This is a genomic window from Arthrobacter sp. MYb229 (assembly GCF_002975405.1).
Lineage (GTDB): Bacteria > Actinomycetota > Actinomycetes > Actinomycetales > Micrococcaceae > Glutamicibacter.
Window position 1 is genome coordinate 386881 of the sequence record NZ_PCPS01000003.1, and the last position, 14055, is coordinate 400935.

Annotated in this window: 15 protein-coding genes; 7 read left to right on the plus strand and 8 right to left on the minus strand. The window is 60.1% G+C overall.

The genetic code is table 11. The features are described 5' to 3' along the window. Positions 1-457: 457 nt before the first annotated feature. Positions 458-1105, minus strand: a complete 648-nt coding sequence (locus tag CQ019_RS12480; protein ID WP_258134007.1) for a GntR family transcriptional regulator — start codon at positions 1103-1105, stop codon at positions 458-460. 156 nt (positions 1106-1261) lie between these two features. Between CQ019_RS12480 and CQ019_RS12485 the strand changes: the two genes are divergently transcribed. The 3 genes from CQ019_RS12485 (at position 1262) to CQ019_RS12495 (ending at position 4593) form a co-directional block, all read left to right on the plus strand. Beyond that, the gene (locus tag CQ019_RS12485; RefSeq protein WP_258134008.1) at positions 1262-2242 is read left to right on the plus strand and encodes a flavin reductase; all 981 of its coding nucleotides are present in this window, start codon (positions 1262-1264) and stop codon (positions 2240-2242) included. Positions 2243-2278: 36 nt separating this feature from the next. Further along, a complete protein-coding gene (locus tag CQ019_RS12490) occupies positions 2279-3889 on the plus strand; it encodes a BCCT family transporter (protein WP_308727257.1) in 1611 nt (536 codons plus the stop codon). A gap of 251 nt (positions 3890-4140) precedes the next feature. Continuing rightward, on the plus strand, positions 4141-4593 hold the full coding sequence (locus CQ019_RS12495) for a hypothetical protein (RefSeq protein WP_105553630.1): 453 nt from the start codon (positions 4141-4143) through the stop codon (positions 4591-4593). 110 nt (positions 4594-4703) lie between these two features. Here the strand turns inward: CQ019_RS12495 and CQ019_RS18865 are convergent, their stop codons facing one another. From CQ019_RS18865 to CQ019_RS12520, 6 genes are all read right to left on the minus strand, one after another. Continuing rightward, positions 4704-4919: a hypothetical protein gene (locus CQ019_RS18865; protein WP_308727258.1), complete on the minus strand. Its 216-nt coding sequence runs from the start codon at positions 4917-4919 to the stop codon at positions 4704-4706. 41 nt (positions 4920-4960) lie between these two features. Next, on the minus strand, positions 4961-5164 hold the full coding sequence (locus CQ019_RS18870) for a pyrimidine dimer DNA glycosylase/endonuclease V (RefSeq protein WP_308727259.1): 204 nt from the start codon (positions 5162-5164) through the stop codon (positions 4961-4963). Between the two features lie 9 nt (positions 5165-5173). After that, positions 5174-5587 (minus strand): DUF779 domain-containing protein, encoded by a 414-nt coding sequence (locus CQ019_RS12505; protein ID WP_105553631.1) that lies wholly within the window; start codon positions 5585-5587, stop codon positions 5174-5176. 108 nt (positions 5588-5695) lie between these two features. Further along, positions 5696-6724 (minus strand): alcohol dehydrogenase AdhP, encoded by a 1029-nt coding sequence (gene adhP, locus CQ019_RS12510; RefSeq protein ID WP_105569826.1) that lies wholly within the window; start codon positions 6722-6724, stop codon positions 5696-5698. A gap of 150 nt (positions 6725-6874) precedes the next feature. Beyond that, positions 6875-8398: an aldehyde dehydrogenase gene (gene adh / locus CQ019_RS12515; RefSeq protein WP_105569827.1), complete on the minus strand. Its 1524-nt coding sequence runs from the start codon at positions 8396-8398 to the stop codon at positions 6875-6877. A 126-nt stretch (positions 8399-8524) separates the two neighbouring features. After that, the gene (locus CQ019_RS12520) at positions 8525-9436 is read right to left on the minus strand and encodes a DMT family transporter (protein ID WP_181148463.1); all 912 of its coding nucleotides are present in this window, start codon (positions 9434-9436) and stop codon (positions 8525-8527) included. 84 nt (positions 9437-9520) lie between these two features. Between CQ019_RS12520 and CQ019_RS12525 the strand changes: the two genes are divergently transcribed. Continuing rightward, positions 9521-10432, plus strand: coding sequence for a LysR family transcriptional regulator (locus CQ019_RS12525; protein ID WP_105569828.1), 912 nt, complete (start codon positions 9521-9523; stop codon positions 10430-10432). 9 nt (positions 10433-10441) lie between these two features. Here CQ019_RS12525 and CQ019_RS12530 read toward each other — a convergent pair whose 3' ends face one another. Continuing rightward, complete coding sequence (locus CQ019_RS12530) at positions 10442-11662, minus strand: helix-turn-helix domain-containing protein (protein WP_146113370.1); 1221 nt, start codon at positions 11660-11662, stop codon at positions 10442-10444. A gap of 237 nt (positions 11663-11899) precedes the next feature. On the opposite strand from CQ019_RS12530, the gene CQ019_RS12535 reads away from it, so the two are divergent. From CQ019_RS12535 to CQ019_RS12545, 3 genes are read left to right on the plus strand one after another with little or no spacing between them, the layout of a single operon-like run. Further along, a complete protein-coding gene (locus CQ019_RS12535; RefSeq protein ID WP_105569830.1) occupies positions 11900-12238 on the plus strand; it encodes a helix-turn-helix transcriptional regulator in 339 nt (112 codons plus the stop codon). 11 nt (positions 12239-12249) lie between these two features. Next, the gene (locus tag CQ019_RS12540; RefSeq protein ID WP_105569831.1) at positions 12250-13221 is read left to right on the plus strand and encodes an SRPBCC family protein; all 972 of its coding nucleotides are present in this window, start codon (positions 12250-12252) and stop codon (positions 13219-13221) included. Between the two features lie 58 nt (positions 13222-13279). After that, positions 13280-13981: a demethylmenaquinone methyltransferase gene (locus CQ019_RS12545; protein WP_105553638.1), complete on the plus strand. Its 702-nt coding sequence runs from the start codon at positions 13280-13282 to the stop codon at positions 13979-13981. The last annotated feature ends 74 nt before the right edge of the window (positions 13982-14055 follow it).

The window sequence follows — 14055 nt, forward strand, 5'->3', positions numbered from 1 at the left end:
CGATACGGAAGCTGGCAACGTCCCCAGCGAACCATGACCACGTCTTGGCATTGCCAACATCTTCAATACGATGCTCGGAACTCAAAGTGCTCATCGCGGATACCGAACGCCAAATCATTTATGGTGCGGCAACGGACCGTTGCGTTCTATCCACTATTCTGGGCACCGTTGGCGCAGACAAAAAGGGTAACCGTAGTTGCAGATGCTTAGGGCGAAGCGACGGCCGAGGTACGCGAGTAAGCCATCAGGCTCATGACCCTTCTGGCGCCGATAGTGGTTATCACGAACAGTGCAGCTCTTCTAGATCCTGCAGATTCCAGCCCGCGGCCCGGCAAGCAGCTATACGGCAGGCCCAACGCAACGAGGAAGCGATTCCGGATTCGCTGCCGGAGTCACTTCCTCATTACTTGGGTTCCTATTGGCCTAAGGACTTATTGTCGCCCGCCCACCTCAACGTTTATCCCTCGGGTGCTTCGCGGCTTCCACCGAGAAGTTCGCGGGCGGAGGCATAGACGTGATTTCGCATGGCAGCTTCCGCGCCGAAATGATCTTTATCCTGAATCATCTGCAATACCTGTCGATGTTCGCCGCTCGAGACGGCAATGCGTTTAGGGTTTTCAACAGTTTTGAGCACGAGTCGATGGAATGCCAGCTGGTTCATTAACAGCCTGTAATGCTCTATCAATTTCGAATTATCAGAGCCATTGACCAAGCCCCAGTGGAACTCATGAACGAGCTGAGCATACCTCCCGGAGTCGCGAGCGATGGCAGCAGCTTCAGATGCTCTAACGTTCTGTTCGAGGAACTCTAAGTGAGCGGTTCTCCCCCGTCGCGCCATGAGCCCGGCCGCCAGCCCCTCTAGCCCCTCTTTGAGCTGAAAAAGCTCCACGATTTCTCGTTTGGTGGGTTCCCGTACGAAAGTGCCCACCTTTGGCTTGATTTCGATCAGAGATTCGCGCTCGAGCTGTTTCAAGGACTCGCGCACCGGAGTGCGGCTGACCGCGAATTGCTGCGCAAGAAAAATCTCAGACAGCGGATCTCCGGGAGCGTAGGCACCACTAAGCACCAGCTCACGAATCCGGTCCAGAAGTGACTCGTCCGACACGGGTGGCGCCCCGAAGTTCTTAAATTCCGTTATTCCTTGCACACAAGAACACTACGATGCATGCAAGATCAAGTCAATCACCCGCGCAGCAGCGCGACTAAACTCCTATATTCATTGATTAATTCACAATTTGATCAAACCTCTTGACCCGAGACAGTGACGCGCCTTACAGTCTCTAGTATGCAACAGACTTTTGAAACTGCCCTTGAAGAAGCTTGGACCGCTGCGTGGGATCGCGGTGAAGTCGAAGCGTTGGCTTCGATCTGCACCGATAGCTACAGTCGCACGGGGAAGTCCGACGGAAATTCAATGACCTTGGCTCAGTTCCAGAATGAAATTCGCGCAACCCGCGCCGGTTTTCCTGATCTGACTACCAAGATCAATTCGGTGATTGTTAACGGGGACCGCGCGGCTATATTCTGGACGACATCCGGAACCCACACCGAGACGTTCCTCGGAGTGCCTGCTACCGGCAAATCGGTGGTAACCCGAGGGTCGAATGAAGTTGCACTTCACGATGGACTGATCCAGAGCGAAAATGTCACGTGGGACGGCTCCGAACTGCTCAATTCATTGGGGATCCGTTCTCTGTCGGACGCGATTGCTGCCGAAAAGGCCAGCGACGAGCCGGTACTCATGGCCGATTTGTCCGGTGAGCCAGATCTAGATGCGATGAAGGCCTTCAACCGTCAGTTCGTCACTGGTGTCACCGTCGTAACTACACAAGAAAACGGAAAGCCCAAGGGATTGGCGGTAAATGCATACTCTTCAATCTCGCTAGAGCCACCACTGGTGATGGTGTGTGTACAGAAGACTTCTTCAACTTACCCAGCGTTGTTCGCGTCAACTCACCTAGGCATCAACATCCTTTCCCGTGAGCAGAAAGACACTGTTTCAACCTTCGCTTCCAAGTCCGCTGACAAGTTCGCTGATATCGTTTGGCATGAAGGTCCTGACGGAAGCCCGTTGATCGACTCCTCGTCCGCAATGATTGAGGCAGAAATACGCGAACGCTTCCAGGCCAAGACTCACACCATTTTCGTGTGCCGCGTTCGTCACGCAGAAGTATCCAACATCGAACCGATGGTCTACAAGGCCGGTCGATTCTACGACGGCGCAAATCTAGAGTCCCTCTAGCACCCGTCAATCAAACGACCTCCTAGGCGCTGCTTCATGCGGGGCCAGAACATCGAAGCGGAGAAAATCATGGTCGATAAAACTTTGATCGAGGAGTCAAGCAACGCCTCCTCGGCCAAGAACCTAGACAACGCCCTCGGCGAGAAACCGCGTGTAGGCAGCGTTTTCTATACCGCCATGATTCTGCTGGTGGGGATCCTGCTTTGGGCTAGCCTTTCACCGGAAAGCCTTGGCGCGCTGATGACCTCCAGCATGGACTGGGTCACGCGCACCGTCGGCTGGAGCTACCTGGTGGTGACCCTAGGATGCATCGGACTCATGATCTTCCTAGGAACGAGCCGCTACGGCGGCATCCGGCTGGGCAGCGAGGATTCACGCCCCGAATACTCCACCTGGGCTTGGCTGGCAATGATCTTGTCCGCCGTAATGGGCATCGGTCTGATCAGCTACGGCGTAGCAGAACCGATCTCGCACTTCATGGCCCCGCCACACGGACTGGAAGACCCCGGCACCCTGAACGCGGCAGTTCGCGCACTGCAGTTCAGCTTCTTTGACTGGGGCCCGCATGCTTGGGCGGTCTTCGGCGTCTTCGGCTTGGCAATCGGCTACTCCACGCACCGGAAGGGCCGCCCGGGGCTCGTCTCACCGATGTTGCGACCGGTTCTCGGACGCCTCGTGGACGGCTGGTTCGGCAAGCTGATTGACGTGTTTGCCATTCTGGCGACGCTGTTCGGCACCACGACTTCATTGGGTCTGGGCGCTGCGCAAATCGAAGAGGGCCTGAACCGAGTATTCGGTCTTGCCACAGGTGTCGGCGTGCAAATTGTCATTATCGCGGTCATCACCGTCCTGTTCACCTTGTCTGCACTTTCCGGGGTCAATCGCGGCATCAAGTACATCAGCCAGATCACGATGTCATTGTCGGTACTGCTGGCACTATTCGTCTTGATCTTCGGCCCCACCAGCTTTATCGGAAATATTTTCTTCCGCTCCGTAGGCCAGTACTTCAATGATTTCTTCCAGGTTTCACTAATCACTCCGACTACGCCTGATGACCTTCAGTGGATGCAGTGGTGGACGTACTTCATGATGGCCTGGTGGCTTAGCTGGGGCGCATTTGTCGGAGTATTCCTTGCCAAGATATCCAAGGGCCGCACCATTCGTCAGTTCGTCGCAGGCGTTCTGGGCATTCCAAGTTTGGTGTTCTTTGCATGGTTCACCATCTTCGGCGCAAGCGCAATCAAGTTCGAGATGGATGGTGCTCCGATCGCGGCGCAAACCTCGGAGAATCTCAACTCCGCGTTCTTCGCGATGCTCGCCGAGCTTCCACTGGTAGAGCTCACCTCCGTGGTGACCATGATCTTGGTCGTGCTGTTCTTCGTCTCCGGCGCAGACGCAAACACATTTGTTTTGAGCATGATGTCCAGCAATGGGCATTTGAACCCAACGCGTCCGGTTCTGGGCATCTGGGGCATCCTCACCGGCCTGAGCGCAGTGCTGCTGTTGCTAGTTGGCGGGCTCTCCGCCCTCCAACAGGCAGCAATGCTTTCGGCGCTGCCATTTACGATCATCGTGGCGCTACTGGGAATATCGCTCACGATGGAACTGCGCAGAGATTCAGGTCTCCCGGTTTTGGTTAAATCATAGGATCGATAGTCGCCGAGTTGCGCACGAACTAATACTCGCGCCGCAGCCCAACGGCCCAATCCTTAGGCATCTACGCCACAGTGGCTCACGCAGAAATGCGCGACGCTGCTGTGGCGGCCTTGCTTTATGCTGCCACTAATCAGATTCAAGTGTTTTTGCGGACCTGCCGAAGGACTGAACTAAGGTTGGGTTCAAAGGTTGGGTTCAAAGGTCGGCTACCTGGCCCGGCACCTGAGGTAAAGGAATTCCGCTTGGCTTGGTTTGGACGTAAGAAATCCGTTGATCCGGAGAAAATTCAGCCTGGCTTAGCCCTAGTCCCGCAGCTGGAAGGGCCGGGATTCGTCCTGCGCGCTACGAGTGCGCCTGCAGGATTCAAGTCCCGCTCCTTGGCTACTGTTGCGGAAATTAGATTCGAATTGGGCGCCGGGTGGTTCCACCGAGATGATCTGCAACGGTTTTTCGATAGGAAAAATTCAATTGCTGAATCCTGGAATGGCAGCGATACCGAACTTTTCCTCTGCATGGTCTCAGGCGTCGCCAAAGGCTCCATAGCCGATAAAGCGCTATCGGCCCAAGCCGGGCTCCCCGCCGGTTCCGCAGTCCTGCTTCGGCCGGCAAACGACGGGTTAGAGATCGTGCTGCTGCTTGACTCAGCGCAGTTGGAGCGCATCTCGGTTTGGCTGCAAGCCTTGCCCAAGATCTAGCGGTACCGCACAGTAACGGTCCGTTGGATCGTGCCCTGCACCAAGCAGGCCCTGAAGATTCAGTATTCACGCAATTGCCTATCGAGGCCGGGCACCGAATCTTGAACGGTCTACTCGTCTGCGGCGTGAACGTCTTTTTCCCACGCTTCGACCGGACCGGGCACCACACGAAATAGCGGATGAGGCGGCAGCCCGCCGACCTCCCGCGCCATCAGTGCGCTGGCGCTTTCTGGGGCACGAATCTCCAGCTTGCGCAGCAGGTGGCAGTACTCGAAATTCAATTGGCCGCTGGTGACAGCCAGTTGACCGCTGCTCCCTGCTGGCACGGAGTGCAGAATTTTCGTCTGGTCAAACCGGTACCCGCGCTTCAACGATTCATCGTGGAGCCCCTGCAGGTATGCCCCACCATCCGCAACGGGGCGCCCGACGCCCGGAAGCGGACCAATTGCGGGTGATTTACATAGCCGGCGGTCTGCCCGGCGAGAGTTTTCTGGGCCAGCAGTGTTTCACGCCAGCATGCGACAAGGCCCTTGGCATCGAGCAGTTCGGGATGTAGGGACCAGAGGCGCATTCAATGATCCTACGCCGTGGGGAACTCGATGATTTCGCTGCGGATGAGGAAACGTTTGCCTTCCGGAGCCTCCACGGAAAAGCCCGATCCCCGCCCGTCGACCACATCCACGGTGAGCTTGGTGTGCTTCCAGTATTCGAATTGTTCCTTGGACATCCAAAAGTCGATCTGCCCCAATTCTTCTCCCGTCGCGTCCTTTAGCTCCAGCACCCCGAGCAGGATGTCCGCATTGCCGGTTTTGAAATCGCCTGCCGGATAGCACATAGGCGATGAACCGTCGCAGCAACCACCAGATTGGTGGAACATCAATGGTCCATGGATATTCCAGAGTTTGCGCAGCAATTCCAGGGTCTCGTCGGTAAAGGCGACGCGGGAAAATTCTTCCCCAATGATCGCAGCCCGGGATTCGGTGACGGTGCTCATGGAGTGCTCCTTTGCGATAGCGGTTAATTACCGCTGCCCGGATGCAACGATGGTTCGTTGAACCCGGGCAACGGTCCTTGCGGCAAACCCGTTAGGGCCAGTGTCCTACTATTTCTCCAGGTAGTCTATGACCACTCGTCCATCGATTTTGGCGTGACGCATCTCGTCAAAGACCGCATTGATATCATCGAGTTTCCGGGTGTGGAATGTCGGTTTGATTTTGCCATCCGCATAGAATTCCAGAGCCTCGATCATGTCCTGGCGGGTGCCAACAATTGATCCACGGATGGTCAAGCCTTTGAGCACAATGTCGAAGATTGGTGCGGGAAAATCACCGGCAGGCAAACCGTTGAATACGATCGTTCCACCGCGCTTGGTCATGCCGATAGCCTGCCCAAAGGCTGCCGGGTGCACTGCGGTAACCAGCACACCGTGAGTTCCACCGATCTTTTCCTGGATGACGTCGGCAGGTTCCTGCGCGAACGCGTTGACCGTGATTTCCGCGCCATGCTTGGTCGCCAGCGCGAGTTTCTCGTCTGCCACATCAATGGCAACCACACGCATTCCCATGGCAACCGCGTACTGCACGGCGATGTGGCCCAAGCCTCCGATGCCGGAAATTGCGACCCATTGGCCCGGGCGCACCCCGGTCATCTTCAGCCCTTTGTACACGGTCACTCCAGCGCATAGCACCGGTGCGATCTCATGCGGGTCGGATCCTTCCGGAATCTGCGCGGCGAATTTAGCGTCGACTAGCATGTACTGGCCAAAGGAACCATCCAGCGAGTAGCCTCCGTTGACTTGGGACTCGCACAGGGTCTCCCAGCCGGTACGGCAGAACTCGCAGCTACCGCAAGCGCTGGCCAGCCAGGCATTTCCAACCAGGTCTCCAACCGCTACCTCGGTGACGCCTTCGCCGATCTTTTCAACTGTTCCCACACCTTCGTGGCCGGGGATCAGCGGAAGCTTCGGCTTGACCGGCCAATCGCCTTCCGCCGCGTGCAGGTCAGTGTGGCAAACACCGGAGGCAATAAGCTTCACCAGGGCCTGCCCTGGGCCGGGCTCGGGAATCGGCGCGTCCTTGATCAGGAGCTCTTCTCCGAAGCCTTCAACGGTTGCGGCTTTCATCGTAGTCATGTAATTTTTCCTTTGCATGGCTTTGGAGGCGTGGGAGCACACGTGCATGTCCGGGAATGAGTCCAATCGTGCCCCGGGCGAGCACCTAGGTGACCCCACGCCTTCGGGGTCTCTTGAATTTTCTAGCGTAGCCGGCGGCGGTTTGCCGGCTTAGAAGAAGCCGAGCTTGTTCTCCGAGTAGGAGACGAGCAGGTTCTTGGTCTGCTGGTAGTGGTCCAGCATCATCAGGTGGTTCTCTCGACCGATACCGGAGGATTTGTAGCCACCGAAGGCCGAGTGCGCCGGGTAGGCGTGGTACTGGTTCACCCAGACACGTCCCGCTTGGATATCGCGGCCCGCACGGTAGGCGGTGTTGCCGTTGCGGCTCCAGACGCCGGAGCCCAGACCGTAGAGGGTGTCGTTGGCGATGCTCAGCGCGTCGTCGTAGTCGCTGAATTTCGTCACCGCTACGACCGGCCCGAAGATCTCTTCCTGGAAGATGCGCATCTTGTTCTGGCCCTCGAAGATGGTCGGCTGCACGTAGTAGCCGCCTTCCAGGTCACCGCCGAGTTCCGCCCGGGCACCACCGGTCAGCAGCTTCGCGCCTTCGGCCTTGCCAATATCCAGGTAGGAGAGGATCTTCTCCAGCTGGTCGTTGGAGGCCTGCGCCCCCATCATGACCTCGGTGTCCAGCGGGTTGCCCTGCTTGATGGCTTCGGTGCGGGCGATGACCTTTTCCATGAACTCGCCGTAGATGCTTTCCTGGACGAGTGCTCGCGATGGGCAGGTGCAGACCTCGCCCTGGTTCAACGCGAAAAGCGTGAACCCTTCTTGCGCCTTGTCGTAGAACGCATCATCCTTGGCCGCGACGTCCTCGAAGAAGATGTTCGGGGACTTTCCGCCGAGCTCCAAGGTGACCGGGATCAGGTTCTCGGAGGCATACTGCATGATCAGCCGGCCGGTGGTGGTTTCGCCGGTGAACGCGATCTTGCGAATGCGCTTGTTGCTCGCCAACGGCTTGCCGCACTCTACGCCGAAACCGTTGACGATGTTCAGCACACCGGCAGGCAGCAGGTCACCGATGAGTTCGGCGAGCACCAGAATCGAGGCGGGGGTTTGTTCGGCGGGCTTGAGGACTACCGCGTTGCCGGCGGCTAGCGCTGGAGCCAGCTTCCAGACCGCCATCAGAATTGGGAAGTTCCACGGGATGATCTGACCGACCACACCCAGCGGTTCATGGAAGTGATAGGCGGTGGTGTCCTCATCCAGCTGCGACAGCGAACCCTCTTGGGCGCGGATCGCACCGGCGAAGTAGCGGAAGTGGTCTACCGCCAGCGGGAGGTCTGCATTCAGGGTTTCACGCACCGCCTTGCCGTTATCCCAGGTCTCGGCGACGGCAAGCATCTCGAGGTTGTCCTCGATGCGATCCGCAATCTTATTCAGGATGACCGCGCGGGCCGCCGGGCTGCTCTTTCCCCAGGCTGGTGCGGCCGCATGGGCGGCGTCCAGTGCTAGTTCGATGTCCTCGGCGGTTGAACGGGCCACTTCGCAGAAGGACTTTCCGGTAATGGGGGTGACGTTTTCGAAATACATGCCCTTGACCGGGGCAACCCACTCACCACCAATATAGTTCTCGTAGCGCGATTTGAAATTGACTAGTGCCCCATCGGTGTTCGGGTTTGCGTAGACGCTCATTGCTTCACGACTCCTTCGTCATCATCCGTGCGGTGGCGGAATGTTTCCGCCACCCGGCCATGAATGTGACTCTAGTCACTCAAAGGTTGCGGTTAGGTTGCATGCCCGCGCCGCCGCTGAGGAAGTTCAGTGCGGCATGACCGGAGACGCGGAGTCCACCGCGGCAGGTGCGCCTGCAGTCGGATCGCGCCGCCCGGTGCGCGTGGCGCCGACGCCAGCCAAGATGACCAGCACGATGCCCGCAATGGCCGCCGGGCTCGGGATCTGCTGCAAGAAGAGCAACCCGACGACCATGGCGATGGCGGGTTCAAGGCACATCAGGGTCCCGAACGCCGAGGCAGTCAGCCGGCGCAGGGCCAGCAGCTCGAGGCTGAAAGGGATGACCGGCAGCAGCAACCCGAGCCCAAGCCCGATGACCAGCGCCGGCAGGTCCATCCGGCCGATCACCTCCGGGCCCACCACCACCGTGGCGGCAATGGCCGCGATGGGCATCGAGATGGCCAGGGCGCCAATGCCGTCCACCGCATCCCCTGCGCGCTGCGTGAGCAGGACGTAGAGGGCCCAGCAAGCTGCGCCGACCAGCGCGAAAAGCACGCCCGCCAGATCCGCGGACCCCTGCCACGGTTCGGTCAGCCCGAGCACCCCGGCGGCCGCGACTAGCGCCCACCAGCGTCCGCGGCCCCGGCCCTGGATGATGGCGACAGACAGCGGACCCATGAACTCCAGCGCGCTTGCGGTACCCAGCGGGATCGTCTCCACCGCCCTCATGAACGCCAGCGTCATACCCGCGGTGGCCAACCCCAGCAGGGCGCAAATCCCCAGTGTTGCCCGGGAGTAGCGCAGGCGCCAGGGACGGGCAATGGCCACCAGGATGACGGCGGCCCAGGCTAGGCGCAGCCAGGCGACGCCCTCGGAGCCCAGAGTTCCGGCAAGTCCAATCGATGCGGCAAGGCCTAGCTGCACGCAGCCCATCGCGGCAAAGGCCATCAGCGAGCCGGCCCCGGCGGAGTTGGAAGTGTTCGCGGCAGTTGAGTTCATGGCTCCAGTAGAGCCGAGAAAAGTCATCCATGTCCACGCGAGAATCATCAACATATTGTTAATGAATCCTGCACAATGGAACCTATGGATACCCGCCGCCTGCAATACCTGTACGAGCTGGCCCGTATGGGCTCGATGCGGGCCGTCGCCGATGTGCTCGGAACCACCACCTCGACCGTCTCCCAGCAGATCGCGCAGCTGTCCAAGGAGACCGGCGCCAGGTTGCTGGAACCCGACGGGCGCGGCGTCCGGCTCACCCCCGCCGGCCGCCGGCTGGCGGAGCACGCGCAGAGCATCCTTGGCGCGGTCGACGCAGCGAAACTGGATCTGGATCCGGAAGCCGCTCCCTCGGGCACCCTGCGGGTCGCGGGATTCGCCACCGCGATCCGCACCACGCTGATGCCCATTTTCGAGGAGCTGGCGCTAGAGCACCCCGCGGTGAGGATCGTGGTGCTGGAGCACGAGCCCGCCGAGGCCCTGGCCCGGCTGGCGGTGGACGAGATCGACCTGGCCCTGACCTACGACTACAATCTGGCCCCGGACGATGCCGGACCCGGGGTGGACACGCTTCAGCTGTGGAGCACTCCCTGGGGGCTGGGAGTGCCCACCGCCGACGCCGTGCGGCTGGCCACCGGCGGCGGGGCCCCTGATGCCCCCGCGGTGCTGGCAGCTTTCCGCGACCGCGACTGGATCGGGAATTCGCGCAACGTCGCCGACGAGTCGGTCCTGCGGCTACTGTCCTCGATGGCCGGATTCACCCCGGCCATGCGCCACCAGGCCGACAGCCTGGATCTGGTCGAAGACCTGATCCTGGCCGGGCTAGGCGTGGGACTGCTACCGGAAAACCGGCCAGGGCGGGATGGGATCACGATTCTGCCGCTGCAGAACCCCGACCTGCGACTGCGCGCCTTCGCCCGGACCCGCAAAGGGCGTGGCGCCTGGCCGGCCCTCGCGCTGGTGCTGGAGAAGATTCGCCAGGGACGGCAGCACGGATAATGGAAGCGCCTACGCCTCCAGCTCTTGGACCTCTGCAACAATCAGCGAACGCGCCGGCGAATCGGCTGGCAATTCGCGCAAGGCCGCACGCAAAAGGTCGGCATCGGCCAATTGCCGGCCAAGATTCAACAGCTGCTGCGGCCGACCCCGGTCCAGCGCCATTTCCCGCAACGCCGCCTCGGTCCGATGACGCAGCATCAGGACCCCCGGGGCCTGCGAGCGAACCAATAGTCCGGGCGAATACAATTGCAACGCCGCTTCCAGGTCCCCTAGCTCCAGCGCATCCCACAGGCGGCCCAAGGTCGTTTGCAGAGCCCACTGCAGCCGGTAGGGCCGGGAGATCAGCGTCCGTCCGGGAAGTTCGGCCAGGACCTTGCGCAACCTGACCATTTCGGCGCGCACCGTGCCTTCGGCCGCCGCATCGGGCCGCTCGAAAAGCTCCTCCACCAGCCGGGCGGTATTCATGCCATCACGGTGCTGAGCCAGCAGCGTCAGAATTTCGGCATGCCGCAGTGAAATGGGCAACGATCCCAGATACACCCCCTCACAGCGGCCCAGATCCAGATAGTCGGGGTCCGCCACGACCCCGACTCCCGGCAGGAGCAGCTGGGTTTCGGCGGCCATGACGGCCGCTTGCAGCAACGGCATCGAATGCGTGGCGATCGCATCCGGGCCGCCGGTCAGGTCGATCGCGCCAATTACCTGTCCGGTGCGCGGGTTCCGAATCGGGACCGCCGAGCAGCTGTACTGCTGCGCCCGCTCATACAGGTGCTCAGCGCCCGATACCTGCGACCCGGACCCGGTGGCCAGCGCCATTCCGGGGGCGGAAGTCCCCACAGACCTCTCGGCCCAGTCGGCACCCGCCATGAAACCGACCCCTTCGGCCTGGCTCAGTGCACCATTGCTGCCGGCAACCCACAGCAAGGTCCCACCAGCATCGGCCAAGGCGACCAGCAGATTGGCGTCCGTAGCCGCGGGCACGAGCAGCTTTTCAAACACCGGCCAGATGCGCTGCAGTTCGCTCCGCTCGCGTTCCAGGCGCAACCGCTCGTTGCTCAGCACGGCGGGCTGTTCGACGGCCGAGGCGTGGGCCAATGACCTCTTCCAGGATTCGCGCACATCGCGCCGCAACGGAAGATCACCCAAGCCAGTGTCGGGGGCGCCTAGGAGTTCGCGGGCTTGCAAGGCCTGGCGCGACGCGTCAGTCCAATTTATGGCGGGCCCGCTCATATGCCTCCCCTACCCGGATGAATGGATCGCTTTTGCAATTCCACCCAGCTTAGGCGAACTCCGAAAGCTTTAGTAGAGCCTGCCGCTTATTGCATCGAGGGACGTAAAATCAAGGCGACAAATCATCTAGAAATAACGTTATCCATAGTCGATAAGTACCCTGAATTTTGGTTGAATTTCCACTTTTTTGCCCGCCGCTCTTTACCTTCCCCGAGCATCGGAGTATCGTACAACCAAATGGTTGTATATGAGTTGAGCGAAGAGCAGACAAACAAGGTTTTCCGCGCCTTGGCAGATGCCACACGAAGAGACATCGTGAGGCGAACCCTGCACGCCGAGGTCAGCATCTCCGAACTGGCTGCCAGCTACGACATGTCTTTTGCCGCCGTGCAAAAGCACGTGGCCGCGCTGGAAGCCGCCGGTCTGGTCAACAAGATCGCACGTGGCCGCGAGCGCATAGTTCGCGGGCAGCCGGACACCATCCGGCACGCGCAGGAACTACTCTCATCCCTCGAGGACATCTGGCGCCAGCGCATAAGCCGGCTCGATGACTTCCTCGCCGACGAGACTCCCTAAGGAGTAATCTCATGCCCGTCACATCAGTTGTCAAAGACGCAGAATCCCTCACCCTCACGGTCCACGCCGAATTCCCGGTCAAGGTATCCCGGCTCTGGGATGCCTACCTCGATCCGCGCCAGATCGAGAAGTTCTGGGGACCGGTCGAATACCCGGCAACTTTCACCCGTCACGATGCCGCACCAGGCGGCCGCACCCACTACCACATGACCTCGCCCGAAGGAGAGGAGTTCCACGGCTACTGGGAATGGAATGAAATCGTCGACCAGAAGTTCTTCGAAGTCACCGACGGTTTTGCAAATGCCGACGGCACGCCCAACGCCGAGCTGCCGACCACCCGTATGGTCTTCAGCTTTGATCCGCAGCCAGACGGCACCAAGTTGACCATTACGGCGAATTTCGATTCCGCGGCAGACCTGGAACAAGTAGTCGACATGGGCATGATCGACGGGACCCGTTCGGCCATGAGCCAGATCGAACAGGTGCTGATAGATCTGCGCAACTATGCCCGAACGTTCACCACCGAAACCCAGATTCTTTCGGATACCCAAATTCGCGTTAGCCGCATCATTCGCGGAACCCGCGATCAGGTTTGGCAGGCACACCATGACGCGGCGCTTATGAAGCGCTGGCTGCTTGGTCCCGACGGCTGGAAGATGACCGAATGCGTGCTGCCCGAGTCCGTTGGCGGAACCTACCGCTACCGGTGGGAGCCGGAGACCGGAACCGAGGGACAGGGCTTTGGATTCACCGGCGAGCTGCTCGAACTACTTCCCAAGTCGTACGAGCGGACCACCGAACAAATGATCGACACCGACTATCCGCCGACTATCAACGAGTCGACATTCGCCGAAAGCAGCGAGGGGACACTGCTGTCGATTGTGATCACCTATCCCGATGCCCAGACGCGTGACATGGTGCTGGCTACCAGAATGACCGACGGGATGGAGGCAAGCTACGCGCGGCTAGAATCTCTGCTCTGAACGCGATTCGCCCCACATCCGGCGCTCGGGCATCCTCGAATATGAAACACTTGGAAGCATGACTTCCCACAATGTGCGCGCGGGCCTGGATAAGCAGGCCAACCAGGTCCAGGAGATGTTCGATAATGTAGCCCCTCGCTACGATCTACTCAATACCCTGATGACCGGCGGCATCGTGAATTACTGGCGCAAGATCACCACCGAGGCGATCGCGCCCAAATCCGGCGAGCGCATCCTGGACCTGGCCGCCGGCACCGGCACCTCGTCGATGCCGCTGGCCAAGGCCGGAGCCACGGTGACCGCCTGCGACATGTCCGAGGGCATGCTGGCCGAGGGGCGCAAGCGCTACCCGGAGCTTGAGTTCGTCTACGGCGACGGCACCGACCTGCCATTCGAGGACAACTCCTTCGACGCGGTGACCATCTCCTACGGTCTGCGCAATATCTCGGACACCGAGAAGGCCCTGTCCGAGATGCACCGCGTAACCAAGCCCGGCGGGCGCATCGTGGTGGCCGAGTTCTCCACCCCCACCGTCACTCCGATCAAGGTGGCCTACCAGCAGTTCCTGCCGCGCGTAATTCCCGCGCTGGGCTACCTGGTCTCCTCGAACCCTTCGGCCTATGCCTACCTGGCCGAGTCGATCGCCGCCTGGCCAAACCAGCAGGACTTGGGCCAGAAGTTCATCAATGTTGGCTGGAAGAACGTCGAATTCCGCAACTTGACCGGCGGCGTGGTCGCCGTGCACCGCGCCTGGAAGTAGACCAACGCACTAGCCGGCTTTCGGCCCGTATCCGCAAATGGATACGGGCCGAAAGTGCTCGAGCACACCTTTTC

Excerpts from the sequence above, each read along its gene's own strand:
- CQ019_RS12520 (WP_181148463.1), bottom strand. The coding sequence starts at position 9,436 with ATGAACTCAACTGCCGCGAACACTTCCAACTCCGCCGGGGCCGGCTCG.
- adhP (WP_105569826.1), bottom strand. The coding sequence starts at position 6,724 with ATGACTACGATGAAAGCCGCAACCGTTGAAGGCTTCGGAGAAGAGCTC.
- CQ019_RS18870 (WP_308727259.1), bottom strand. The coding sequence starts at position 5,164 with ATGCGCCTCTGGTCCCTACATCCCGAACTGCTCGATGCCAAGGGCCTT.
- CQ019_RS12530 (WP_146113370.1), bottom strand. The coding sequence starts at position 11,662 with ATGAGCGGGCCCGCCATAAATTGGACTGACGCGTCGCGCCAGGCCTTG.
- CQ019_RS12545 (WP_105553638.1), top strand. The coding sequence starts at position 13,280 with ATGACTTCCCACAATGTGCGCGCGGGCCTGGATAAGCAGGCCAACCAG.
- CQ019_RS12490 (WP_308727257.1), top strand. The coding sequence starts at position 2,279 with ATGCGGGGCCAGAACATCGAAGCGGAGAAAATCATGGTCGATAAAACT.
- adh (WP_105569827.1), bottom strand. The coding sequence starts at position 8,398 with ATGAGCGTCTACGCAAACCCGAACACCGATGGGGCACTAGTCAATTTC.
- CQ019_RS12505 (WP_105553631.1), bottom strand. The coding sequence starts at position 5,587 with ATGAGCACCGTCACCGAATCCCGGGCTGCGATCATTGGGGAAGAATTT.
- CQ019_RS12535 (WP_105569830.1), top strand. The coding sequence starts at position 11,900 with ATGGTTGTATATGAGTTGAGCGAAGAGCAGACAAACAAGGTTTTCCGC.
- CQ019_RS12540 (WP_105569831.1), top strand. The coding sequence starts at position 12,250 with ATGCCCGTCACATCAGTTGTCAAAGACGCAGAATCCCTCACCCTCACG.
- CQ019_RS12525 (WP_105569828.1), top strand. The coding sequence starts at position 9,521 with ATGGATACCCGCCGCCTGCAATACCTGTACGAGCTGGCCCGTATGGGC.